The sequence below is a fragment of the Mahella sp. genome, from assembly GCF_020054945.1.
GTDB lineage: Bacteria > Bacillota > Clostridia > Mahellales > Mahellaceae > Mahella.
The window spans coordinates 1-25,328 of record NZ_JAIHAU010000007.1 but is presented as its reverse complement, the minus strand read 5'-3'; the positions used below and the strand labels follow the sequence as shown (position 1 = coordinate 25,328).

Genomic DNA, 25,328 nt, shown 5'->3' with positions numbered 1-25,328 from the left:
AGAAGGAATGAAAATTATGGGACTATTTGAGAATAAATATGGATATTTTTCTGATGATGGCAGCGAATATATAATAAAAACGCCGTTCACACCAAGGCCTTGGGTGAATGCTGTAAGCAACGGTGAGTATTCATTCATCGTTTCTCAAACAGGAGGGGGTTATTCGTGGCGCTTCAGTGCAGGTGAAAATAGACTTACCAGAAGTTTTCAGGATATAATAGAGGATAGATGGGGAAAGTACATTTATATTAGGGATAACGATACGGGCCAATGTTGGTCGCTCAGTTATAAACCGATGCGTTGCGAAGCTGAACGCTACGAAGTCCATCACGGCATAGGTTATACTACTTTTATACAGGAATATCGTGGCGTAGAAAGCCGATGGACGCTTTTTGTCGTGCCAGGACAACCGCTGGAAATATGGCAAGTGGAACTAATCAATAAAAGCAACCAGAAGCGGTCGCTGGATTTATTCACATATATGGAATGGGCTCTCGGTGCCGCACCGGATGAGCATAGGGAATTTCATAAGCTGTTCATAGATACGCGGTATAGTGATGATATAAATGGTTTTCTAGTAAAAAAATACATGTCCGATCTGGCCAACGGTAAGGGACAACATAACAACCGAAACTGGGACTATGTGGCTTTTCACACATCGAGCTTGAAACCCATGTCATATGATGGCGACAAAGAGTCGTTTGTTGGTATGTATCGTGATGAGAATGATCCAAAAGCATTGCATGACAAAATCCTCGCCCGCAATGTAGGCCGGTTTGGTGACGCGATAGCCTCCCTTCAGGTCAGCATAAGCCTTGATCCGTATCAGCATGAGAGCCTTTGCTTTACTGTCGGTTGTGCTGATAATGATGACCAAGCCATGACATTGGCTAAAAGGTATAACGATACGCGCGAATGCGAGAAGGCTTTCGAGAGCGTGAAGGAGTTCTGGAAGCCTTTATTGCAGAATGAAATTATCCGAACGCCGGACAAAGCCATGGATTTTATGACAAATACATGGCTTAAATATCAGGCTATTTCCTGCCGTATATGGGGAAGAGCCGGTTATTATCAGGTCAGCGGGGGTTATGGATATAGGGATCAACTGCAGGATTCGCTTATATTCCTGGAAAGCGCACCTGAGTATACCAAAGAGAGGATACTTATACATGCGGGCAAACAGCGCAGCGATGGTACCGTGCTGCACTGGTGGATGCCGCTGAGCAATTGGGGTATTACAACCACTTGCTCCGACGATCTGCTTTGGTTGCCTTATATAACCGAAAATTATATCAGAGAAACCGATGATTATTCCATATTGGATGAGGTTATACCATATTATGATGGTGGGGAAGATACATTGTATCATCATTGCGTTAAAGCCATTGAAAGAAGCTTTATGCGTTTCAGCCCGCGAGGTATCCCGCTCATTGGTGAGAACGACTGGAACGACGGATTGAATGGCATAGGCCTTGATATGAAAGGTGAGAGTTTCTGGGTCGGCGAGTTTTTATATGCGATATTGACCGATTTTATACCTATTATGCGCTTGAAAGGCGATGATACCCTTGCTGATAAGTGCGCCGATGTACAGGCTGTATTAAAAGAGAATACAAATAAATTTGGTTGGGATGGGCAATGGTATCTTCAAGCCACCACTGATCAAGGCGACAAGATAGGTTCCAAGGATAATAAAGAAGGCAGTATTTACTTGAATCCGCAAACTTGGGCTGTAATAAGCGGTATAGCGGATGAGGAACGGCAAAAGCAGTGCATGGACGCGGTGACCGACTACCTGTTCAAAGATTACGGTACATTGCTTTTATATCCGGCATATGGCGAGCCGTCGGAAACCCTTGGATATATATCGCGGTATGCACCGGGCTTGAGAGAAAACGGCGGCGTATATACTCATGCGGCTGCATGGGCGGTAGTGGCATATATTATGGTAGGCCAGCCCGATAAAGCGTATGAGCTGTACCAAAGGATATGTCCTCCTAACCGCTCGCATGATATTGATTCATACAAGGTAGAACCTTATGTTACGCCTGGCAATACCGATGGCCCACAGTCGCCGAATTTCGGGAGAGGTGGTTGGACGTGGTACAGTGGTTCGGCCCAATGGTTGCACAGGGTAGCGGTTCAATGGATACTCGGCATACGGCCGGAGAAAGACGGTTTGCTTATAGCGCCGGCTATACCATCGGCATGGGATGGATTTGAATATACGCGCTTGTTCCGCGGAACGATCTATGATATATCAGTAAATAATAATGCGCATGTCAATAGCGGGATTAAAGAGATAAGGCTGGACGGCAAAAAGATTGACGGCCATAAACTGCCGGATTTGCGGGATGGCAAGCGCCATAAAGCCGAAGTTATCATGGGATAGGTTGTTTATTTATATAACTATGCTGCAGCACGAATTGTCTTTATGAAGGATTTGAAGGGGCGCTATTATGCGCCCCTGTTGTCTCTATCATTTTTGCACGGTATTATTGCGGGAATACGGATTTTAATCCCTTTGCCCGTTGCTTTAAGAGCTCTATCTCTTCATCGGTTATTTTCTCAAAAGGTTTTTCGCCTATGCTTAAAGCGAGCTTAAATAAATTTGGATCTCCGGGTGGTATAGCCGCCGTTACACCGGGTTGGGATAATGTAAAGCGCAAGGCCAGTGCCGCCAGCTCAGGATCATCCACCGGCTTATACCAGCAATTTGGATAAGCACGCGCCTCATTTTCAGCCAATGGGGTCATGGCCATGGCCTTTATAGCCAGATACCCCATACCCTTTTGAGCGGCTTTCTCTACCACTTGCGGGCCGAAATTGGCATTGAAGAAATTGACCCAATTGGTAGGGAACAATATGGTATCGAAGTCGAAAGCGTCTATGAGCTTTAAGGCTATCTCCACCGAATGAGCCGAAAATCCTATATAACGCGTCAGACCTTTACGTTTGGCTTCCACAAGGGCTTCCACAGCTCCATTAGGCCCTATGGCCGTATCAAAATCCTCCTGTGTGGTCATGGAATGCATCTGATACAGATCAAAATGGTCGGTACGCAGATTTTTCAATGATTGCTCGAGCTGTTTCATCACGCCATCTTTAGTACGTTCTTCGGCCTTGCAAGCCAGAAACACGTTATTGCGTTTACCTTCCAGAGCATATCCGAGTTTTACCTCCGCATCGCCATATGTAGGTGCCACGTCAAAATAATTGACGCCTTTATCTATGGCGTCAGCTACCACGTTATTGGCGTTGGACTGTTCCATACCTGATACCACTATTCCGCCGAAACCAACTATGGAGAGCTTTTCTCCTGTTTTTCCGAGCACACGTTTCTCCATTTTATATAACCTCCTGTAACTCAAATAATTAAGGCAGAATCTTTGATTCTGCCTTAATTATATCACTTATTTGTCTTCTTTCAATACATGCTTTATCAAAGGGATCAGCGTCAATCTGTGATTGCGCTGGTAATAACGTATCAATTCCTTCAAGTACGGTATGAAGTAATAATCCAGTCCGAATGCTCGTCCTGCACCGCCCAGCATGGCAATGGACAATACCAAAATCCAGAGATTACCCGGATTCAGCAATGACGGTGTTACAGCAGCCCCTGCGCTGGCGCTTGCCGATAACATGAAGTTTATGCTCATGAAGGCTGATATAACGCCTCCTATGAATGTTAGGAAACCGAATATGAACATAAGGCCCAATGCCAACTCGGTAAGCACTATGAGCGACTGGAAGAATATCGCATTAGGGTATATTATATGTTCAGCTATCCATGCGTACCAACCTGGCGTAGACGGACCGACAAGCTGCAGACTGGCACCGGAGCCGACGTCGCCTATCTTGGCGTAACCTGAAAGCCAGCCGTCCTGTACCTTGGTTATGCCCTCGGTTATCCACAAAAGGCCTAGGAAGAAACGTATGAGCGATAACCAGAAGGTTTGGGATTTTACCGTCATATGTTTTATGATCATAGGACGGCCTCTGTTGCTCTGGAAGAAATGGTATTTTATATATTTTACTATCGATTCTATGCCGCCTACCCCGAATAAGAAATTCAGGTTTACAAGATGCTTCATCAGGAGAGCAAATACGCCCGACATTTTCATGTTCATGACATTGGCTACGGCATAAGTACTTCCTATGGATACCATGACGCCGCGCAGCTCCAGCTTAAATTCTTTCTTGGGTTGGCCGTGTATATCGGCGGCTATATTATAGCACGCGCACTCGGCGCTTTCCATGGCTGATTCCACTAAAGCTGGCATCTCACCGTGTTCGGTAACGAAGTATGCGTCATCGCCTATGACATATATATTAGGATCATCTACCGATTGCATATATTTATTTACTTCTATCCTGCCGCGTTTACCGGTCTTAAGGCCGATGTTTTTTACAAAATCCTTAGCCTCCACGCCGCCGGTCCATATGAATGTGCCCGCTTTTATAGCTTCTCCGGATTTCAGATGTATTACGCCGGGTTCCACCTCGGTTATAGGCGAATCGGTCATGATCTTTATGCCTTTTTTAGTCATGTAATTTTTGGCCTTTTCGATCAGTGAATCAGGCAGATTGGGCAGTATCTTAGGCAATGCCTCAACGATAATGAGGGTGCGCTCTTCCTTTGGTATACCGTATTGTTTGCACAACGTTTCGGTCCATTGACGCAACTCTCCCATCATTTCCACGCCTGTAAATCCGCCGCCACCCACCACGAAGGTTAGCAATTCCTTGCGCTTGGCAGGGTCTTTTTCTTTAGCGGCCTGTTCAAATACATCCAGCACATGTTGATGTATTTTTTTAGCATCATCGAGCGACCACAGCGTTAAGGCATTTTCTTTCATGCCCGGGATGCCGAAATACGTAGGTTGGCTGCCGCAAGCTACTATGAGATAATCGAAGGGATATTCCGCTTGGTCCGATATGAGCTTATGGTTATCCACATCTACCTTTTTTATAGTATCCTGTGCGAACCGTACCTTGGTATGCTCGAGCACGTGTTCTATCGGTACCAGTATGCCTTCTTCCGACACCCTGCTTCCGGCTACCTCATGCAGCTCGGTAAGATATACGTGATAAGGGCTTTGGTTTACCATTAAAATATCGACGTCTTGATCGTTTTTGAGATATTTGTGTATGGCTTTGGCTGCGGTAAGACCGCCAAAACCGGCGCCGAGTATCACTATGCGTTTCTGTGCCAAATAACATCTCCCCTTTGCGTTAAAATATTAACCATGATTGTTAAATAATCAATCCAATAACTAATCCAATAATTATACTATACTTTTAATATTGTATCATATATAATATTTTTTTCAAGCAATATTTTGCTGAAGAATGTTATTATATTGGCTTAATGCAACAAACAATGGAATCATTATATCCCACAATATAACAGATGAAATATCGATGAATATTTGATATAATATTAACCAATAAGCTATTGTCGATTTTTGTACAATACTATGCTATACTATTGATTAGTTTAATTGTTAGAGGAGCAAAAGGATTGAAGTATAAAAGGCTTGTATTATTATGTTTGATTATGATAAGCCTGCTGCCTATAATATCAGCATGCGGCAAGGAGCCCGAAAAAACAGTAGAAACCGAATTCCTTATGGATACATTGATGGAACTCACCGCTTACGGCCCGAATGGCGAAAAAGCCATAGACGCCGCTATGGGGCGTATAAAAAAGATAGATGATCTGATGAGCGTAAGCTCCGAAACAGGAGATGTGTATAAAGTAAACAAATCCGCGGGACAAAATCCTGTAAAGGTCAGCGATGAAACCATGTATGTTGTGCAGACCGCTCAACATTACAGCCAATTGTCGGATGGGGCCTTTGATATAACGGTAGGGCCATTGGTAAATCTATGGGGCATAGGCAAGAAAGAGGAGGTACCGTCTCAGACAGCTATAGATGGCGCGAAAGCCCTTATAGATTACAGAAAGCTACAGATAGACGTGTCGTCGGGCACTATAGGATTGCCGGAAAGAAACATGTCCATAGACCTCGGGGCTATAGCAAAGGGATATGCAGGCGATGAGGCGGCAAGGATATTTAAGGAATATGGTGTCAAAAGCGGCATAATAAGCTTGGGAGGCAATGTTGTAGTGGTGGGTGCCAGGCCGGACGGCAATCCATGGCGCGTTGGTATACAGAACCCTTTTAAGCCCACCGGCAATTATGTAGCGGTGGTCGAAGAAACAGATAAGACCGTCGTGACGTCGGGAACATATGAACGCTACTTTATAAAAGATGGCAAGCGGTACCATCATATTTTGGATCCGTCCACCGGTTATCCGGCGGATAACGGGTTGGCCAGCGTCAGCATTATATCGGATAAATCCATAGATGCCGATGCCCTTTCAACTACCGTATTTTTATTAGGCCCCGAAAAAGGTATGGAACTTGTCGAGGAGCTGTCTGATGTGGAATGTATCATGATAACAAACGACAAAAAAATTACTGTGTCCAGCGGCCTCAAGGATAACATCAATATAACCGACGAGGAGTTTATATATGAAGAAGGGCGATAGAATACTGCTGCTCGTTATAGCTGTCGCCGTAATGGTCGGCTATGGGGTATTGTACTATCGAGATAATATATCTGACGTAAAGGCTGCAGGGGCCGTCATAAAAATAGGTGATGAGATCTACAGAGAAATACCGGCGTCGCGTATGCAGGAGGATGATATTTTTACTGTAGAGATAGCCGGCGGAGGATATAATACGATAGAAGTGAGCGCCGGTCGTATCAGAGTAAAAGATGCGGATTGTACTGATAGGATATGCGTCAATACGGGATGGATAGATAAGCCTGGCGAGATTATAGTATGCCTGCCGCATAAGCTGACTGTGCAGATTATGGGCCAGCCCGCCGGTGTGGATAGCGTGGCTTATTGATGACTGGAGATTCTATGCGTATAACTAATAAGATGGTATTGCTGGGTGTAATGGTGTCCATAGCCCTTATGTTGCATATATTTGAGAGCTTTATACCGCTTTCGGGTATTATGCCGCCCGGAGCAAAACTGGGATTAGCCAATATCGTTACTTTAATAGTTATAATGGTTTTTGGCTTTAAAGAGGCTATTATAGTGGTCATACTGCGAACGTTTTTGGGCTCGCTATTCGGCGGCGGGTTTGTGGTGTTTTTCTACAGCTTGGCCGGAGGTCTGCTCAGCACCGTAGTGATGAGCATTATGTACAAAAGGTTTTATAAATATTTTAGTCTGGCCGGTATAAGCATTGCGGGGGGTGTGTTTCATAATATAGGTCAGCTTCTGGTATTTAGTATAGTTGCCAACACGGCCGGAATATTCGCTTATTTGCCGGCGTTATTGATAACCGGAGTGATCGCCGGCTATTTTATAGGGTTAGTGGCATCATTTTTGGAACGATATATAAAAAGCCATATGAGGTGGCTTATAAAATAAGGAGATATAGCTATGTCTGCGTTTGAATTTTATACCGATGATATTAAGCAAGATATGGGTGCTGTCGATAATTATATAAAGCGAGCGCTTAAGACGCATCAACGTTTGCTCTCTGATGTTATCAATCAATTGGCCGGATCGGGAGGCAAACGATTAAGGCCACTTATGGTGATATTATCGTCGCGCTTTGGCGATTATAAACGCGATGAGATAATTAATCTGGCCGCAGCGATAGAAATCCTTCACATGGCCACGCTGGTACATGACGACATAATAGATGATGCGTCTATACGGCGCGGCGAGCCGACGGTGCAATCGCGTTGGGGCAAGAATGTGGCCGTTTTTACCGGTGACTTTTTATTCAGCACAGTCTTTTCATTGCTCAGCAAAGAGGTGTCATTTGACGACCTTTATGAGGTATCAAGGGTTGTAAAGCGGATCTGCGAAGGAGAAGTCGATCAATACCAACAGCGCTACAATACGACGGTATCGGTACGCTCCTACCTAAGGCGCATAAGGCATAAAACCGCCGATCTGTTTGCTCTGAGCTGTGTCATAGGCGCAAAAAGGGCAAATTGCTCAAAAACCGTATATAATGCCTTGAAAAATTTCGGTACGGATTTCGGCATGGTGTTTCAAATCATAGATGATATATTGGATTTTGAAGGCCGGCAGGAGGAATTGGGCAAGCCTGCAGGCGCTGATTTCGAAGATGGCGTATATACCCTGCCGTTGATATATGCGCTGGATACCGATTATCGTATGCCTTTGCTGAACGTGCTGAGCAAAGGCGGGTATGATACTCACGATGTGGAAACGGTTAAGGCTATGGTCAAAGCATCAGGAGGGATAGAGAGGGCTCGTGCGACCGCTCAAAATTTTGCCGATAAAGCGGCAGAAGATTTAAGACCGCTACCGGATAATGAGTACAAGCGCATAATGTTGGCTATACTGGATGAATCGGTGGAGCGTAGATATTAACTTGCATAAATTAGCCGTAAGGGGTAAAATATAGTCAGTGTGGTATGATGAAGGGGTCAATAACCCACCGCCTATGGAGGCGGGGGCTTGAAAGAGCCCTGATTGACCAGCCTAAGTGCCGCGAGCACTACGTTGGTAGGAGAGTTAAAGAACGTACGTTAGGATGCTTCTCCAGTCCTAACCACTACAACCGCATGGTTAAAAGCCCGATGGGTAAGGGCGGTGCCATGCGGGTGTACTGACTGCCAACATTGGCGAGGAGAGACCCGGCATGCCGGGCGTCACAAGCCCCTTACGGGGCGAAAGGGGCGCAACAGCGCCCCTAAAAATACGAAAGGAGGCAAAGGCGCATTCCTCTCCACCATGCGGAGGATGGAGTCTCCTGCGCCAATTTTTGATGACGCTGAAACGATGGATAGGATGGCTTATAACGATAATAATAGCCGTTATTATAGTATTGCTGGCTTTGACGGGATTTTTTGTGGACTACCAATGGCTCGACAGCATAGGTTACCTTTCGGTATTCATGACCCGCTTTATAACGCAGGCACAAATAGCTATTCCCGTTTTTATAGCAGTATTTGCTGTATTGTATGCATATAGCAATATGATTAAGCGCGATTACGCACGTTATATGGCGGCCGATTTAACCAAACGGCAATCTCATTTGTTGAATACTGTTATAATCATAGCTTTATTGTTCATATCTATTACAGTGGCTTTATCCGAATCCTCGGGTATATGGTCCCAATGGCTCACGTTTATCAATTCATCCGATTTTGGCATAAAAGATCCGATTTTTGGGCATGACCTAAGCCTTTATATGTTCCGTTTACCTTTTTTACATAGCCTTTATAGCTTTATATTGAATTTTACTGTTATATTGGCGATAGTTACAATACTGGCATACGCTCTTATGTATATGTCGGATAAAATGCGCTTTTATCGTTTGTTCGAGAAGGATAACGTTATTAGGGTTGTTTCAAACAAGGATATAGTACGTGCGGCTATAGAGCGTATAGCATGGCTCGGTTTCATATTCTTTCTTACGCTGGCTTTCGGTTATTACTTAAAAACCTTTGACCTTCTGTATTCTACGCGCGGCAAGGTTGTAGGAGCGGGATATACCGATATTCACGTTACCCTGCTGTTTTACAGAATACTTATGATTGTATCGGTTGCGGGAGCGTTTGTTTTTATTATAGGAGCTATAAGGCAAAAGATATGGTGGGCTGCATCGGCTCCTCTGGCTATATTGGCGCTTCTTGTAACTTCGGCTGTTGTCGGAGGCGTGGTTCAAGGTCTGATTGTATCGGCCAATGAATTTAAGAAAGAACAGCCTTATATAGAGAACAACATAAAGTATACAAAGATGGCTTATGGTTTGGATAAAATAGAAGAAAAGGATTTTAGTGCGGATCAGACTCTGACGGTTCAGGATCTAAACGAAAACAGGGATACTATAGATAATATACGGATTAACGATTATAGACCGGCATTGGAGGTATATAATCAATTGCAGGGTATAAGGCTGTATTATCAATTCAACGATATAGATATAGATCGTTATATGCTGGATAACCGTTATACCGAGGTATTTTTATCACCTAGGGAGCTAAATATCGATAAGCTTCCGGATAATGCTAAGACGTGGATAAATCAGCATCTTAGATATACACACGGTTATGGCGTTGTTATGTCGCCTGTGAATGCCGTAACGCCTAGTGGACAACCGCAGTTGGTTATAAAGGATATACCGCCTAAGAACGCTGATGGCGTCGACATAAAGAGGCCGGAAATATACTTCGGCGAATCTACCGATCAATATGTTATAGTAAAGACGAAGCAAAAGGAATTCGATTATCCCATGGGAGAACAAAATAAGGAAACAATCTATCAGGAAGAAAGCGGCATAGCTATGTCATTTGCAAATCGGCTGCTGTTTACGCTGTATACAGGGGATTTCAGATTGCTTTTGTCATCGGATATAAACGCTGAGAGCAGGATACTGATAAATCGCGATATAGCTGATAGAGTGAGGATGATAGCGCCGTTTTTGCGCTACGACGATGACCCGTATATCATTATAGGCGACGATGGCAGGCTATATTGGATAATAGATGCTTATACTACAAGCGACAGATATCCGTATGCAGAGCCGGATAATATGAATTTGGGCGTGAATTATATGCGCAATTCGGTTAAAGTAATTATAAACGCATATAATGGCAAAACCGATTTCTATATCGTGGATGAGACCGATCCCATAGCCGATGTGTATAAAGGAATATTCCCGAAGTTGTTTAAAGATGCCGATGATATGCCGGCCGGTCTTAAGGATAATCTGCGTTATCCGCAACTTCTATTCGATGTACAGGCTGAAATATATAGGCGTTATCATATGACTGATCCACAGGTGTTTTACAGCGGCGAAGATGCATGGGATATAGCTAATGAAAAATATGGCAATGAAATACAGGAGATTGAATCGCAATATATAATAATGAAATTGCCGGGAGAGGATAAAGCGGAATTTGTGCTAATGGTGCCGTTTACGCCGGTAAAGAAGGATAACATGACGGCGTGGATGGCTGCGCGCATGGACGGCGACGATTACGGTAAGCTTATCGTATACAGATTCCCAAAAGACAAGCTGGTATATGGGCCTATGCAGGTCGAATATACCATTGATCAGGATACCAACATATCGAAGGAGTTAACGCTGTGGAATCAGCAGGGCTCATCAGTGGTGCGAGGCAATACGCTGGTCATACCGATAGAGAATTCGCTGCTTTATGTGGAGCCGCTTTATATACGCTCGGCCACCGAGAACAGTCTGCCCGAGGTCAAGAAGGTTATAATGTTCTATGAAAATAAGCTGGTTATGGAGGATAACCTTGAAGCCGCTTTAAACCGCATATTTGGTATAGAAGAAGAACAACAAGCGCAGCCTGCGGCGCCTGCGGCTCCCGGTACACCACAGCAGCAGGATCTCATAAGGCAGGCTAATGATCTGCTGCAGCAGGCTAAGGATGCATCGCAACGCGGAGACTGGGCCGCCTACGGTGAATATTTGAAACAGCTCGAGGATGTGCTCAAGCAGGCGACAGGCCAGAAATGATATATCACGGCACCTGCGATTCGTAATATGGCGAACTCAGCGCATGCAAAGATATAAATCCTATGCCCACTCATGAAATATTGCCGGCGTTAGCTTGCTCAAGCGAAACGAATTGTAAGTACGCAATAATTACGTGATATAAGGCTTGACATATATGCTGAGCGGGCTTTTGAAGCGTGGGACCACAGCAATCTTTGATTGCGTAGTGGTCCAGCTTCACAGCCGTAGCGAGGTATATATTGTCAAACCTATAGCAGGAGTTTTATTGTTGTAAGCCTATGAGGGAATATGGTATAATATACCCGTTATAATTTTGAACAGAGGAGTTGAGTTGAGATGAGCGATACTAAGATATTGCTTGATGAAAACGAGATACCCACCCATTGGTACAATATCCAGGCCGACTTGCTAAATGCGGTAAAACCGCCGCTTAATCCAAAAACCGGCCAACCGGCCGGACCGGAGGATCTCTCGGTGATCTTTCCTATGGAGCTTTTAAAGCAGGAGATGAGCGTCGAGCGTTGGATAGAGATCCCTGAGGAAGTGCGTGAGCTGTATCGGTTGTGGAGACCGTCGCCGTTGTATAGGGCGCGTCGATTAGAAAAGGCTTTGGATACACCGGCCAGAATATACTATAAACACGAGGGCGCTAGTCCGGCCGGCAGCCATAAACTCAATACCGCCATACCGCAGGCTTATTATAATAAGAAGGCCGGCATAAAGAGATTGGCCACCGAAACCGGAGCGGGTCAATGGGGCAGCGCTCTGGCTATGGCGTGTAATTTCTTCGGGATGGAATGTACGGTTTATATGGTGAAGGTAAGCTACCAGCAGAAACCATATAGGCGTTCAATGATGCAGCTGTTTGGAGCTTCTGTCATACCGAGCCCAAGCGATAAGACTCAGGCCGGCAGGGATGTATTGGCTAAAGACCCAAATTCTATGGGTAGCCTGGGTGTAGCTATAAGCGAGGCTGTTGAGGATGCCATTAACCATAGCGACACCAATTATGCCCTGGGCAGCGTGCTCAATCACGTAGTATTACATCAAACAGTTATAGGCTTGGAAGCCAAAAAGCAGATGGAAAAGGCCGGCTGTTATCCTGATGTGATAATAGCGTGCTCGGGTGGCGGCAGCAATTTCGGCGGGATAGCCATGCCTTTTGTTTACGATAAGATAAAAGAGGGTAAAAAGACCCGTATAATGGCTGTGGAGCCCACGGCTTGCCCAAGCCTGACAAAGGGCAGGTTTGCCTATGATTACGGTGATGTTGCTAAGTTGACTCCTATGATGATGATGTATACGGTAGGTCATGATTTTATGCCGCCGGGCATACATGCGGGCGGGTTGCGTTATCATGGCGCCTCACCTTTAGAGAGCCAACTGCTGCACGATGGCTTAATAGAGGCTAAAGCCTATGATCAGCGCGAGATATTTGACGCCGCCAAACTCTTTGCACAGAATGAGGCTATAGTACCGGCGCCTGAATCATCGCATGCCATAAAAGCGGCCATAGATGAGGCTTTGGCAGCAAAAGAAGCAGGGGAGGCAAGAACTATATTGTTTAATCTGAGCGGCCATGGCTATTTCGATATGGGCGCTTATGATGCCTATCTATCCGGTCAGCTGCAGGATTCGTCTTTGCTGGAGGACGAATTGATACGGGCATTGGAGGCATTGCCTCAAGTATAGAAGTATAGTATAGGATAGTTATAGACCCGACGACTAAAGGAATCGCCGCGCCACATTCCCGTGTTTTCAAACATGGGTCTGGGCGCGGCTTTATTTTCACTGGTATTGACTTCATTGCAGAGAGGTGTATAATATAATTAACATATGAGCAATTGAGCATATATTTATACGACTGGAGTGATGTTTATGCCAGAGCAGCGAGAGGAATTTGTACTGGACGGCTTGAACTGTGCTAGTTGTGCTGCTAAAATGGAGAACGGGATAAAGCGGATAGACGGCGTATGCGATGCGTCGATAAATTTGGCCACGCAGCGTCTTTCCATCGAAATGGAGGAAGAGCATGACAAAGAGCATATTATAAAGAGGGTGCAGAATGTTGTGAACGATATAGAGCCCCAGGTTAATATGCGTTATTTGAACGATATCGAAGAGGACAGCGATGAAGAGGACGAAGAAGATATCTCTCCGCGCCGTCTTATTATAGCCGGAATTGTATATGCAGCGGCATTTTTAATCCCTGATATCGCATGGCTGAAGTTTGTATTGTTCGGAGCCGCTTATATAATATCAGGCGGCGATGTTTTGTTCAGAGCTGCGACAAATATCTTAAAGGGTATGGTTTTCGATGAGAGCCTGCTCATGTCTATAGCCACATTGGGCGCTTTTGCCATAGGACAATTTGCCGAAGGCGTAGCGGTCATGCTGTTTTATCAAATAGGCATGTATTTTGAGAATAAGGCTGTGGACCGTTCAAGGCGCTCTATAAAACAGCTTGTAGATGTAAGGCCGGATTATGCCAACTTAAAGCATAACGGTGTTATAGAAAGGGTAGATGCCCGTAGCGTCAATATAGGCGATACCATAGTGGTGAAAGTGGGAGAGAGGATACCGTTGGATGGTAAGGTAAGCCAAGGTCAGTCCATGGTGGATACCTCCGCACTGACAGGCGAATCGGTGCCTAGGACGGTCAATACCGGCGACGATGTGCTGGCCGGTTTTATAAACACATATGGACTGATAGAGGTAGAAACAAATAAGCCTTTTGACCAGTCGACATTGTCAAGGGTGCTGAAGATGGTGGAAGAGGCCGGCAGCCGAAAGGCTCCCACCGAAAAATTCATCACGCGTTTTGCGCGCTATTATACGCCGATAGTGGTGTTTGCGGCATTGGCCATAGCCGTCATCCCGCCGCTGGTTATCCCGCAGGCTATATTTGCCGATTGGGTATATAGGGCACTGGTGTTTTTGGTTGTATCCTGCCCATGCGCGCTGGTTTTGTCCATACCGCTGGGTTTCTTTGCCGGAATAGGCGCTGCCTCGCGGCATGGCATATTGATCAAAGGCGGCAACTACCTCGAGGCATTGAATCAGGTGGGCGCCGTCGTATTCGACAAAACGGGGACGCTGACCAAAGGCACCTTCAAGGTGACGAAGATCGAACCGGCTGATGGTATGGACAGGGATGAGCTGCTGATGATAGCGGCGGCAGCTGAGAGCCGTTCCAATCATCCCATAGCCAAATCCATAATAGAAGCATATGGCCAATCGCCGGAAGGCCTGGATATAAAGGTCTATGAAGAAATAGCCGGTCAAGGCGTCAGGGCTGTATTAGGTGATCGCGAAATATTGACCGGTAATGCTGGGCTTATGGATAAATACGATATAAAATATCCTGATATAAATGAAATGGGCACCATAGTGTATGTTGCCGTAAATGGCACATATGCCGGCTATTTGGTAATAGCTGACGAGATAAAGGAGGATGCTGCCAAGACCGTAAGGCAACTTCAGAATATGGGAATAAGAACTGTGATGTTGACCGGCGACCGAGAGCCTATCGCCAGAGCGGTCGCGCAACGATTGGGACTGGACGGATACTTTGCCGAATTGCTGCCGGATCAAAAGGTAGAAAAATTAGAACAGCTGCAAAAAGATAAAGATGTTACTGCCGGACAGAAACTCGCATTTGTGGGCGACGGCATAAACGATGCCCCGGTACTGGCCAGAGCCGATATAGGCGTTGCTATGGGGGATCTTGGCTCTGACGCCGCTATAGAGGCGGCCGATGTGGTATTGATGAATGATGAGGTATCGCGTATACCGGAGGCTATCGATATAGCTCGTCATACCCAACACATAGTACAGCAAAATATAGTATTGGCTTTAGGCATAAAAGCAGTAGTACTGGTATTGGCCGCTGCGGGCATGGCTTCGATGTGGGCCGCGGTGTTTGCCGATGTGGGCGTAGCTGTTATAGCGGTGCTCAATTCCATGCGGGCAGCAAGATAGGGGTTATAATTTTGCTATAACCCCTTTTTTATATTGATATGGCGATGTTCCTTTTATCTTTTTAAATATCTTTGAGAAGTTCAAGGGGTCATCGTAACCCACCGACCTGGCTATATCGCTTATAGACAGATCCGCGTTGCGCATAAGTTCGCAAGCCTTATCCATGCGAAAGCGCACGATAAACTCTTGGGGCGGCATATGGACGTATTGCTTAAATAGAGCGCTGAAATAACTCCTGTTAAGCCCTATATGGGCAGCCAGTTCATTTATGCTCATATGCTGCGAATAATTTGTCTGTATATAGTGCATGGCCTTACTTATGTACAAATCCGTATGGCTTTTGCTGTTTGCCACTTTAGGCTCGCCGTATTCTATTAATTCCGATAGAAATATATAAAGCAGCCCTTGAAGGCGTATGGCATCACCGCGCTTTAACCGGCGCGCATCCATCATTTGAGAGAAACATTTGGCGATATAATCGCCTTTATCATAGGTAAATATCGGATCAAAGCGATCCAGACCGGCATATTTCAGATATTGTTCGGCTTTTACGCCGTTGAACCCCACCCATGTATAAGTCCATGGGTTTTGGCTGTCGGCCTCGTAATACGTCACTATGTTGGGGCATATAAGGAACCCCTGATTTTTCTGCAAGCGGTATTCTTTGCCATCGACCGAGAAACTTCCGCAGCCATCCAGTATATAATGTATCAAGAAATGGTCCCTTACAGCCGGACCATATGAGTGCCCCGGTTGACATTGCTCTATACCACAGTGGTATACGCTCAGATCTATGCCTTCTTTGGTATCCGGAAAATACGAATCATTCATATTAAATTTCACTCCTTTTATATCTAACATTATACCATATTTTCATAGCATTGTATCATTTCATTTATGCATATACAAGTTATAATTGAATTATGAAAATCAGAGAGGGGAGCTTGATATGGCCAAAATAACATTTATGGGTGCCGGCAGTACTGTATTCGCCAAAAATGTACTGGGCGACTGTATACTAACTCCGGCATTACAGGATTCCGAGCTGGCTTTATATGACATCGATCTTCAGCGGCTCGGCGATTCCGAAAAGATGCTCAATAATATCAACCAAAACAATGGCGGACACGCCAGGATCGTGGCTTACACCGATCGCAAAGCGGCGCTGAAAGGCGCGAATTATGTGGTCAACGCTATACAGGTCGGCGGGTATGAACCGTGTACGGTAACCGACTTTGAAATACCGAAAAAATACGGTTTGCGTCAGACCATAGGCGATACGTTAGGTATAGGGGGTATTTTCCGAGCGCTCAGGACCATACCGGTTATGTTGGACTTTGCCAGAGATATGGAAGAGGTGTGTCCGGATGCATGGTTTTTGAATTATACCAATCCGATGGCTATGTTGACGGGGGCTATGCTCAAGGCTACCGGTGTAAAGACGGTGGGATTATGTCATAGCGTGCAGGGGTGTGTACCCGGCCTATTGAAACCTTTGGGCATGGATCCTGAAGGCGTGCAATGGAGAATAGCCGGCATAAATCATCAGGCATGGTTGTTAGAGATAACAAAAGATGGCAAGGATCTATATCCGGAAATCAAGGAAAAAGCCTTCGCGCGCCCGACGCCTCATAATGATATGGTACGCTATGAGATAATGAAGCAATTTGGCTATTATGTAACCGAATCCAGTGAACATAACGCCGAGTATCTGCCTTATTTTATAAAAAACCGGAATCCTGAGCTCATAGAGCGTTTCAACATACCGCTGGATGAATATCCGCGCCGGTGCGTGGAACAGATAAAACGCTGGGAGAGCATGCGCGAGGATCTTGTGGAAAATAAAAATATAGAACACAGCCGTACGCGCGAGTATGCTTCTTATATTATGGAAGCTATAGAAACCGATAAACCGTTCCGTATTCACGGCAATGTCATGAATACCGGCCTTATAACCAATCTGCCGCAGGATGCCGTGGTGGAGGTGCCGTGCTTAGTGGACAGAAATGGCGTTAATCCGTGCTATGTGGGAGAATTGCCGCAGCAACTGGCCGCTATAAATCGCACCAATATCAATGCGCAGCTTGTGACCATAGAAGCAGCTCTTACCCAAAAACGCGATTATATCTATATGGCCGCCATGTTGGATCCGCATACTGCCGCGGAACTTACTATAGACGAAATAAAGGCTATGTGCGATGATCTGATAGAAGCGCATGGAGATTGGCTGCCGAAGTATAAATAGAAATTCCTACTTGCAATAAGCCTAGCTCATATGTTATGATATGTGCGAATTGAGGTCATGGAGGCAGTTTGGATGTGACTTTCCAAGCTGCCTTTTCGTTATCATTTGAGGAGGGGAGACACATATATGCATATACCTGATGGCTTTTTGGATACCAAAACGATGATCGTTTCTGCGACGGTTAGTGTGGCGGTTATAGCCCTTAATAACAAGAATATAAAACGCGCATTTGATGAACAGCCCATTGCTTCGATGGGCATGATGGCTGCGTTCGTATTTGTTGCGCAAATGCTCAATTTTCCCATAGCTCCCGGAGTATCGGGGCATCTTTTGGGTTCGGCTTTGGTTACGGCATTGTTTGGTCCGGCCGCTGGGATGACTATTATGACTGCAGTGGTGGCGTTGCAGGCACTGTTATTTCATGATGGCGGGGTTATGGCATTGGGGGCCAACGTGCTCAATATGGCCGTTCTGGGATGTTGGGGGGCTTATGCTGTACAGCGTATTCCATTCGGCGGGAGAATCAGACCTGTCTTATTGTTTGTCAGCGGTTGGTTATCAATTGTGTTGGCGGCCTTTGCGGCATCCGTAGAACTCGGCGTATCGGCCACAGTGCCATTTAATGTTGTCGTGTGGCCTATGCTGTTGTGGCATGCTATCATAGGCGTGGTAGAAGGTGTTATTACGGCAGTGACCGTGCCGTTCCTAGCAAAAGTAACGGTATTAAAACCATGGGGAAAGCGGGAGATTGAGGAATCATGAACAAATTAAAGAAACTATGGCCATGGCTGTTGGCAGCCATGCTGTTAGCTTTAACACCGTTTGCCTCATCGTTTCCGGATGGCCTGGAAAGGGTGGCCGAGGATCTCGGTTTTACATCGCTTGAAAGGAACGCAGGCATATCGCTTATGCCGGATTATACAATACCTATCGCGGGGAATGGAGCGGCATCTACCATTATAGCCGGCGTTGTAGGAGCCGCCGTATTGGTGATAATATTTTGGGCGGTAGATCGAGCTGTGCGCATTCACAAGCGGAATATGAGATGATGTAAAGAATATTAACCGTTTATGGTATAGAATAGCTCGTTTGCTATATCGGCGAATTCCTGTAGCGACAGAGTTTCAGCTCGGCGATTACCGTCTATGCCTACCTGTTCAAGAACGCGCTTTAGCCCGTCTTTACCCAATGGATATCCAAGACCTCCGACCAGCGCGTTAAACAGGGTCTTGCGCCTTTTACCGAAGGCGGCCTTTACAAGAGAAAAAAACATGCGCTCATCTTGGACAGCTACAGCCGGCTTATCCCGCCTGTCGAGCCTGACCACAGCGGAATCTACGTCGGGAGATGGCAGGAAGTCAGACCGCGGTACCTCAAGCAATATTTGCGGCTCCATATAATATTGAACCGATATCGACAATACCCCATAGTCTTTTACTGATCCGCTTAATCGGCTGCCGGGCTGAGCTACAACCCTGTATGCAACCTCTTTCTGCATCATAAGCACAGCCCTTTTGATCATGATATAGTCTTCTATAATACCCATAAGCGCCGGCGTAGTGATATAATAGGGCAGATTAGCCACTGCTACAGCGGATTTCCCTGCCAGACATTCTTTTATTTTTTTAGCTACCATCGGATTTAAAAAATCACCTTCTATTATGCTTACATTGTCTATATCCTGTAGCGTTTGTTTTAGTAATGGTATGATACGCTTGTCCACTTCCACCGCAGTAACATGAGCCGCCTGCTCTGAGAGTTTGATAGTCAGAGTCCCTAATCCAGGTCCTGTTAGGCTTGAAATTATGCTGGTCTATAAATCTTTGCACATCAGACCGCGACGAAAGATCCTTTGTTTTATTCACAGGCTGGTTCCCCTCTTTTAATGTTATTATGCATTATTAAGCGTCGGTACAAAATTAAGGGAGTACATCATGTACTCCCTGTGTAGATGCGACGGCTTATTTGAGTATATACACTTTTACCGTTCTTCGGCCGAAAGCTCTGGCTTGGGATAACGTTTCCATATATAGATCAATTTTGTTTCCTTTTATAGCTCCGCCTACATCCGCTGCTACTGCGAAACCATAACCCTCCACATACAGCTTGGTACCCAAAGGTATTACTCTAGGATCAACTGCCGCTATTCCTCGCCGTACGCTTTGTCCGGTGCTTGTTGTGTTGTTTACCCCATCATATCCGGCGGTATACGCCGAAGCGTTCATGGTCAGCACTTTGCTGTAACGTATAGCGCCTCGTGAGGTCGCAAGGCTTTGTACAGTACCGCGTTCTACTATTTTATTTTTAGGTTGTGCTACCACAGTTTCAGATGCTACTTTGCGCGAAACCTCCTTGCCATCCTCGTATACAACTAGGATTTTTCGTTGTATGCGACCGTTTTGGCCTTCTTGTACCACCTTTTGTACGCCTTTGGCCATGTCATGATTGTCGCGAATTATAGTCCGGTAAGGTATAGGTTCTTCGACGGTTTCATAAGTCTCGTTTACTCGGACTATTTCTATCGTGATACCGCTTTTTACTGCGGTATCCAATCCGGGACTTACTTTATCTTTTTGCGCAAGTTTTATGCCGGCATCGGCCAATACCTGGCTTACAGATGTACGTGTGGTATATATTTTTTTAGCCTGAGCGTCGGCCAATATGGTAACAGGCACAGCTCTAGTTATATTTACACATAAACCAGGATATATGCTTTGATCTGCTGCAGGTTCTATATTGTCCTCTTGTTTCACCGAAATACCGGCTTCTTTAAGCATATCGTTTACTGAAGAAGCTGTGGTATAGATCGTTTTGATATGCCCGTTATCGTTGACCTTTACCAATGTGGCACGAATAACGCTTATGTCCATGCCGTCTTTTAATGTAGTATCCGGTGCAGGCACTACTTTATCAGCCGGCCCCAATGTTATGTCATATGCTTTCAGCAGTTGTTCTACTGTATCTTCCTTTGTTGCAATTGAGGCTTTGCGACCGTCTACCATAACCGTCACATCTTTAGCCAGCACCTCATGTATGGAGCTGGATGCGGCGATTACTGCCACTATTAGCAGTATATATATCATCCACGGCCGCAAAGGCCGTCGATGAAAACTGCTATTTGATTCCATCGATTTATATCCTCCTTCTTAATGAATCGCGGATTATGGATATTTTACACTCAAATATACAAGTTGTCAAATTTATTACCACTATATGGATAATGATTCGGATAAAATATCACTCTTTTATACTATGCGCCGGAGCAACAAAACTTATACAAAAATCTTGCTATTTTTGAGCATTGACAAATTGGATATTTAGTACTATCATCTTATATAGTAATTAATTCTTAATTAGAAGGTGATGTTGTGACTAAAGAGGAAGCTGTAAATATATTGCATGAGCATGGTTTTAAGCTTACCCCTCAGCGCGATATTATATTGGATACACTGCTGTCTATAGATGGTTATGCGACAGTGAAGGACATATACAGTGATATAAAAGAAGAACAGCCTTGTATAAGTCCCGATACCGTGTACAGGAACCTTGAGCTTTTATCATCTATAGGTATTTTAGATGAAACTAGTATGGGGCACAGTAGGGTATATGAGATGCATAGAAATGCGCATACTCATGTTATGAAATGCTTAATGTGCGGTAAAATAGAAAGTCTGGATATATGTCCTTTGGATTATTGCTTAAACCGCATAAAAAATTTTCAAGTGGTGGAGCATCACATAGAAATTTTAGGGTACTGCGATAAATGCGCTAATAGAAAGGGAAATAGTAAATGAAACGTCTTATAATATTGATATTGCTTGTAATATTGACATTCTCAGCTATGGGATGCGGGCGTCAGCCGGCAGCGGATACAGATAAAACAATCGTGTATACTACTATATATCCTCTATATTTTATGGCTAAAGAAATAGGCGGGGATAGAATCGATGTCACCAACATAATACCGGCCGGCGTAAGCGTGCATGAATGGGAACCCGGTACACGCGATATAGCCAACTTATCCAAGGCTGATTTGATAATATATTTAGGCATGGATTTGGATTCATGGATACTTAAAACCCAGAGCAGCAGTTCGCAAGCTGTCTATTATGAGGCTTCTAAAAATATAAAACCTATAGAAGAGGGCAATACCGTTAACCCGCATATATGGTTATCGCCTAAAAATGCTTTGATAATGGCGGACAATATAAAAGAAGCTCTGATTAGTGTGGATGAGAGTAATGGTGAGTATTTTGAGCAAAATTATAAAATGTTAGCGCAGCGTTTATCGGAATTAGATAAACGATACAGCGAAACGCTGAGCAATGTTTCTAAAAAATCATTTGTTGTATATCACAAGGCTTTCAGCTATCTAGCGCGGGATTATGGGCTGGAAGAGATAAGCGTCATAGGCCTGAATGATGAGCAAGAGCCAAGCCTTGCGCAGATAAGCCGAGTTATAGATTACTGTAAGGCCAACGATATCAAGTATATATTTACCGAACCGTTGGTTACGCCTAAGCCGATGCAAACCATAGCAGACGAAACCGGCGCGCAGATATTGACGTTAAATCCTCTGGGCGGACTAACTGAAGAGGAAGAAAAAAACGGGGAGGATTACATCTCCATAATGCAAGAGAACTTAAAGAATTTACAGAAAGCGTTGGAATGAGTATATGGAAAATGCAATTGAAGTCAGCGGCGTAACCTTTGCCTATGGGGAAAAGACGATATTGGACAATATCTCGTTGACGATAGGGCAAGGGGAATTCGTAGCTATAATAGGCCCGAACGGCTCGGGCAAGAGCACCTTGATCAACATAATGGTAGGCATTTTAAAACCGAATAGCGGCAGCGTGCGCATAGCGTGGAATAATATAGGTTATTTGCCGCAACGCTCCTTCGCGTTTAATCAGGCATTTCCGGCTGATGTCAAAGAAGTGGTGTCCATGGGCTTGTATGCGAAGGTGGGTTTGTTCCGACGCTTAAAAAAATCGGATTGGGAAAAAGTATACGATACATTGAAGCTGGTGGATATGCTGGATTACAAGGACGAGCTGATAGGACACTTATCGGGAGGGCAGCAGCAGCGCGTGTTCATCGCCAAAGCATTGGTTTCCGATCCGCAGATACTTTTTTTGGATGAGCCTACCGTAGGGGTGGATGCCAAATCTCAGCAAGCTCTGTTGGATCTATTGGAGAAACTTAATAAAGAACGAGGTATAACGGTAGTGATGGTTACCCACGACGTATGGGCTATTACGGATAAGGTGAGCCGCATTATATGCATGGGTAACGGGCATATATATCCGGAATGTTCTTTGGATAACATGGATACCCGTATGCTGAGCGAGCTCTATGGATATCCCGTAAAGCTTGAATCCCATGTGCATAGGAGCTAATAAAATGGAAATATTCACATATGATTTTATGATAAGGGCATTTGTGGCCGGCGCCATTATTTCTATTATAAGCCCGCTGATCGGCAACTTTCTCGTATTAAGGAGATTGTCTCAAATAGGCGATACTTTATCTCATCTGGCATTAGCTGGTGTGGCAGGCAGCACCTTGATAGGAATAGATCCTACCATAGGCACGGTGGTTTTTGTTTTGGCATCATCTTTAGGCATAGAACGTTTGCGCCGAGCATATGCACGTTATTCTGAAATATCTATGGCTGTTGCTACCTTCGGCGGTATGGCGTTGGCCGCCATACTGTTCAGCCTTTCCCAGGGCAGCGCTATAAATATCATGGGATTTCTTTTTGGCAGCCTCGTATCGGTTACACTAAACGATATAATCATAATCTCAGCGCTCGGTATTATAGTAGTCGCTCTGATATTCCTGCTATTCAAAGAGCTTTTATTTATAACATTCGATGAAGATGCCGCAGCTATATCAGGTATACCCATCAATGCCATAAATACCATGTTTACCGCCATGGTGGCCGTAACGATAGCATTGTCCATGCGTATTGTGGGAGCATTGCTGGTATCAGCTCTTATGGTGATACCGGCTGCTACCGCGTTGCGCATAGCTAAAAACTTTAAGCAAACTGTGGCATATTCTGTAATGTTCTCCGTCGTATCGGTTTTCTCGGGCATATTTTTATCTTATTATTTGGATTTATCGCCCGGCGGCACTATTATAGCCATCTCGATTATAATCATGCTTGCCGTCAATATCATAAAAAGACGTTAACGGTTCTGTTGCAACCAGTTGCCAATTTCCGCCTTGTATAGTATAATATAACCCATAAAGTTCAATAAAAGGGGTGTCATAGCATGCTAAATAAAACCATAGATATATGGGAATCTTATAAATATGCCGGCGAGGGGCCGGATGGCTTCCGCCCTACAATGACTACATATATATTGGCGGGACAGCGCAAGCGAGGGGCAGTGTTAATATGTCCCGGCGGTGGTTATGCTTTTACATCCGACAGAGAAGCCGAACCAATAGCTGTGCAATTCAATGCCGCAGGCTTTCACGCCTTTGTATTGTATTACAGCGTGGCCCCGAGAAGGCACCCTCAACCGCTGCTGGACCTATCGCGTGCCATGTGCATTATAAGGGATAACGCAGAAAAATGGAATATAGATGCCGATAAAATCGCGGTTTGCGGTTTTTCTGCCGGCGGGCATTTGGCTGCCAGCCTCGGAGTGCATTGGTCTAAACCGTATTTGGCTAATGTGGATGGCATAAAAGAGGGCATGAACAGGCCGGATGCGCTGATACTGAATTATCCGGTTATAACGTCCGGACAATTCGCACATAAAGGTTCTATAGAAAATCTCATTGGCAGTAATGCCGATAAAAGTTTACTTGAAGAAGTGTCCTTGGAGCTACAGGTAAATGACAGAACACCGCCTGCGTTTATATGGCATACTTACGCGGATGAGGCTGTGCCTGTGGAAAACAGTATATTATTTGCGCAGGCTATGCGTAAGAGCAATGTGCCTTTTGAACTCCATATCTTTCCCGATGGTCCTCACGGATTATCATTGGCGATTGAAGAGACCGCTGCCGAAAATATGGGTGTGTATCCGCATGTTGCTTCATGGATGAAGTTGTGCAAGGAATGGCTGACCGAAATTTTTAAAAAATAAACTTTTTTTGACATGTAATTTTTCTGCTGTTGACAGCGTATGGCTGCGGATAGTATAATAGATAACGTAAACACAGAGTTGCAAAAGCGGAGGGAGGGAAACAAATGGCCTCAGAAATAGTGGTAGGCGAAAATGAGAGCTTGGACAGCGCATTAAGGCGTTTTAAGAAAGAGTGTGCCAAGGCCGGTGTACTGTCGGAGATAAGAAAAAGAGAACATTATGATAAGCCGAGCGTAAAGAGAAAGAAAAAATCCGAAGCGGCTAGAAAGAGAAAATATTAATGGAAGGGGATATGTGAATGTCCCTTAAAGAACAGTTGCTTAAAGATATGCAATCTGCTATGAAAAGCAGGGATAACCTCCGCAAGACCACCATAAGCATGGCTAGAGCGGCCATATTACAGGTAGAAAAAGATAAGCAGATTCAATTGGA

The 25,328-nt window shown here is 44.9% G+C and carries 23 protein-coding genes; 18 read left to right on the top strand and 5 right to left on the bottom strand.

The window, feature by feature from the left end; all coding sequences use genetic code 11:
- The first annotated feature begins 16 nt into the window (after window positions 1-16).
- Window positions 17-2,392, top strand: a complete 2,376-nt coding sequence (locus JG770_RS02740) for a glycosyl transferase family 36 (protein ID WP_291954872.1) — start codon at window positions 17-19, stop codon at window positions 2,390-2,392.
- A 103-nt stretch (window positions 2,393-2,495) separates the two neighbouring features.
- Here JG770_RS02740 and JG770_RS02735 read toward each other — a convergent pair whose 3' ends face one another.
- Both JG770_RS02735 and JG770_RS02730 read right to left on the bottom strand, forming a co-directional pair.
- A complete protein-coding gene (locus tag JG770_RS02735) occupies window positions 2,496-3,347 on the bottom strand; it encodes an aldo/keto reductase (RefSeq protein WP_291954869.1) in 852 nt (283 codons plus the stop codon).
- Window positions 3,348-3,413: 66 nt separating this feature from the next.
- Window positions 3,414-5,216, bottom strand: a complete 1,803-nt coding sequence (locus tag JG770_RS02730) for an NAD(P)/FAD-dependent oxidoreductase (protein WP_291954867.1) — start codon at window positions 5,214-5,216, stop codon at window positions 3,414-3,416.
- A 308-nt stretch (window positions 5,217-5,524) separates the two neighbouring features.
- Between JG770_RS02730 and JG770_RS02725 the strand changes: the two genes are divergently transcribed.
- The 7 genes from JG770_RS02725 to JG770_RS02695 all read left to right on the top strand — a co-directional run bounded on the left by JG770_RS02725 (window position 5,525) and on the right by JG770_RS02695 (window position 15,542).
- Window positions 5,525-6,559, top strand: coding sequence for an FAD:protein FMN transferase (locus JG770_RS02725; RefSeq protein WP_291954865.1), 1,035 nt, complete (start codon window positions 5,525-5,527; stop codon window positions 6,557-6,559).
- Window positions 6,543-6,926 carry a NusG domain II-containing protein gene (locus JG770_RS02720; protein WP_291954862.1) on the top strand — a complete coding sequence of 128 codons (384 nt, stop codon included), beginning with the start codon at window positions 6,543-6,545 and terminating at the stop codon, window positions 6,924-6,926. The genes JG770_RS02725 and JG770_RS02720 overlap by 17 nt, the downstream gene beginning before the upstream one ends.
- 14 nt (window positions 6,927-6,940) lie before the next feature.
- Window positions 6,941-7,459 carry a Gx transporter family protein gene (locus JG770_RS02715; protein WP_291954858.1) on the top strand — a complete coding sequence of 173 codons (519 nt, stop codon included), beginning with the start codon at window positions 6,941-6,943 and terminating at the stop codon, window positions 7,457-7,459.
- A gap of 12 nt (window positions 7,460-7,471) precedes the next feature.
- On the top strand, window positions 7,472-8,440 hold the full coding sequence (locus tag JG770_RS02710; protein ID WP_291954855.1) for a polyprenyl synthetase family protein: 969 nt from the start codon (window positions 7,472-7,474) through the stop codon (window positions 8,438-8,440).
- Between the two features lie 271 nt (window positions 8,441-8,711).
- On the top strand, window positions 8,712-11,561 hold the full coding sequence (locus JG770_RS02705) for a UPF0182 family protein (protein ID WP_363320887.1): 2,850 nt from the start codon (window positions 8,712-8,714) through the stop codon (window positions 11,559-11,561).
- Between the two features lie 336 nt (window positions 11,562-11,897).
- Window positions 11,898-13,253, top strand: a complete 1,356-nt coding sequence (locus JG770_RS02700; protein ID WP_291954852.1) for a TrpB-like pyridoxal phosphate-dependent enzyme — start codon at window positions 11,898-11,900, stop codon at window positions 13,251-13,253.
- A gap of 186 nt (window positions 13,254-13,439) precedes the next feature.
- Window positions 13,440-15,542, top strand: coding sequence for a heavy metal translocating P-type ATPase (locus JG770_RS02695; RefSeq protein WP_291954850.1), 2,103 nt, complete (start codon window positions 13,440-13,442; stop codon window positions 15,540-15,542).
- A 3-nt stretch (window positions 15,543-15,545) separates the two neighbouring features.
- Here JG770_RS02695 and JG770_RS02690 read toward each other — a convergent pair whose 3' ends face one another.
- Window positions 15,546-16,373 carry an AraC family transcriptional regulator gene (locus tag JG770_RS02690; RefSeq protein WP_291954848.1) on the bottom strand — a complete coding sequence of 276 codons (828 nt, stop codon included), beginning with the start codon at window positions 16,371-16,373 and terminating at the stop codon, window positions 15,546-15,548.
- A gap of 118 nt (window positions 16,374-16,491) precedes the next feature.
- Here JG770_RS02690 and JG770_RS02685 point away from each other — a divergent pair, with 118 nt between their 5' ends.
- The 3 genes from JG770_RS02685 to JG770_RS02675 all read left to right on the top strand — a co-directional run bounded on the left by JG770_RS02685 (window position 16,492) and on the right by JG770_RS02675 (window position 18,836).
- Complete coding sequence (locus JG770_RS02685) at window positions 16,492-17,787, top strand: alpha-glucosidase/alpha-galactosidase (RefSeq protein ID WP_291954846.1); 1,296 nt, start codon at window positions 16,492-16,494, stop codon at window positions 17,785-17,787.
- 126 nt (window positions 17,788-17,913) lie between these two features.
- The gene (locus JG770_RS02680) at window positions 17,914-18,549 is read left to right on the top strand and encodes an energy-coupling factor ABC transporter permease (protein WP_291954843.1); all 636 of its coding nucleotides are present in this window, start codon (window positions 17,914-17,916) and stop codon (window positions 18,547-18,549) included.
- Window positions 18,546-18,836 carry a PDGLE domain-containing protein gene (locus JG770_RS02675; RefSeq protein WP_291954840.1) on the top strand — a complete coding sequence of 97 codons (291 nt, stop codon included), beginning with the start codon at window positions 18,546-18,548 and terminating at the stop codon, window positions 18,834-18,836. The genes JG770_RS02680 and JG770_RS02675 overlap by 4 nt, the downstream gene beginning before the upstream one ends.
- Before the next feature lie 11 nt (window positions 18,837-18,847).
- On the opposite strand, the gene rsmA is transcribed toward JG770_RS02675, so the two are convergent.
- Both rsmA and JG770_RS02665 read right to left on the bottom strand, forming a co-directional pair.
- The gene (rsmA, locus tag JG770_RS02670; RefSeq protein WP_291954939.1) at window positions 18,848-19,591 is read right to left on the bottom strand and encodes a 16S rRNA (adenine(1518)-N(6)/adenine(1519)-N(6))-dimethyltransferase RsmA; all 744 of its coding nucleotides are present in this window, start codon (window positions 19,589-19,591) and stop codon (window positions 18,848-18,850) included.
- 157 nt (window positions 19,592-19,748) lie between these two features.
- Window positions 19,749-20,915, bottom strand: a complete 1,167-nt coding sequence (locus tag JG770_RS02665; RefSeq protein ID WP_291954837.1) for a ubiquitin-like domain-containing protein — start codon at window positions 20,913-20,915, stop codon at window positions 19,749-19,751.
- 240 nt (window positions 20,916-21,155) lie between these two features.
- Here JG770_RS02665 and JG770_RS02660 point away from each other — a divergent pair, with 240 nt between their 5' ends.
- The 7 genes from JG770_RS02660 to JG770_RS02630 all read left to right on the top strand — a co-directional run.
- Complete coding sequence (locus JG770_RS02660; RefSeq protein WP_291954835.1) at window positions 21,156-21,581, top strand: Fur family transcriptional regulator; 426 nt, start codon at window positions 21,156-21,158, stop codon at window positions 21,579-21,581.
- Window positions 21,578-22,459: a metal ABC transporter substrate-binding protein gene (locus JG770_RS02655; protein ID WP_291954833.1), complete on the top strand. Its 882-nt coding sequence runs from the start codon at window positions 21,578-21,580 to the stop codon at window positions 22,457-22,459. The genes JG770_RS02660 and JG770_RS02655 overlap by 4 nt, the downstream gene beginning before the upstream one ends.
- A gap of 4 nt (window positions 22,460-22,463) precedes the next feature.
- A complete protein-coding gene (locus JG770_RS02650) occupies window positions 22,464-23,189 on the top strand; it encodes an ABC transporter ATP-binding protein (RefSeq protein WP_291954829.1) in 726 nt (241 codons plus the stop codon).
- A 4-nt stretch (window positions 23,190-23,193) separates the two neighbouring features.
- A complete protein-coding gene (locus JG770_RS02645; protein WP_291954827.1) occupies window positions 23,194-23,988 on the top strand; it encodes a metal ABC transporter permease in 795 nt (264 codons plus the stop codon).
- A gap of 83 nt (window positions 23,989-24,071) precedes the next feature.
- Window positions 24,072-24,896 carry an alpha/beta hydrolase gene (locus JG770_RS02640; protein WP_291954825.1) on the top strand — a complete coding sequence of 275 codons (825 nt, stop codon included), beginning with the start codon at window positions 24,072-24,074 and terminating at the stop codon, window positions 24,894-24,896.
- Between the two features lie 104 nt (window positions 24,897-25,000).
- The gene (gene rpsU / locus JG770_RS02635) at window positions 25,001-25,177 is read left to right on the top strand and encodes a 30S ribosomal protein S21 (protein WP_013781537.1); all 177 of its coding nucleotides are present in this window, start codon (window positions 25,001-25,003) and stop codon (window positions 25,175-25,177) included.
- Between the two features lie 17 nt (window positions 25,178-25,194).
- Window positions 25,195-25,328 (top strand): GatB/YqeY domain-containing protein (locus tag JG770_RS02630; protein WP_291954937.1); only part of this gene is annotated, 134 nt, incomplete at its 3' end.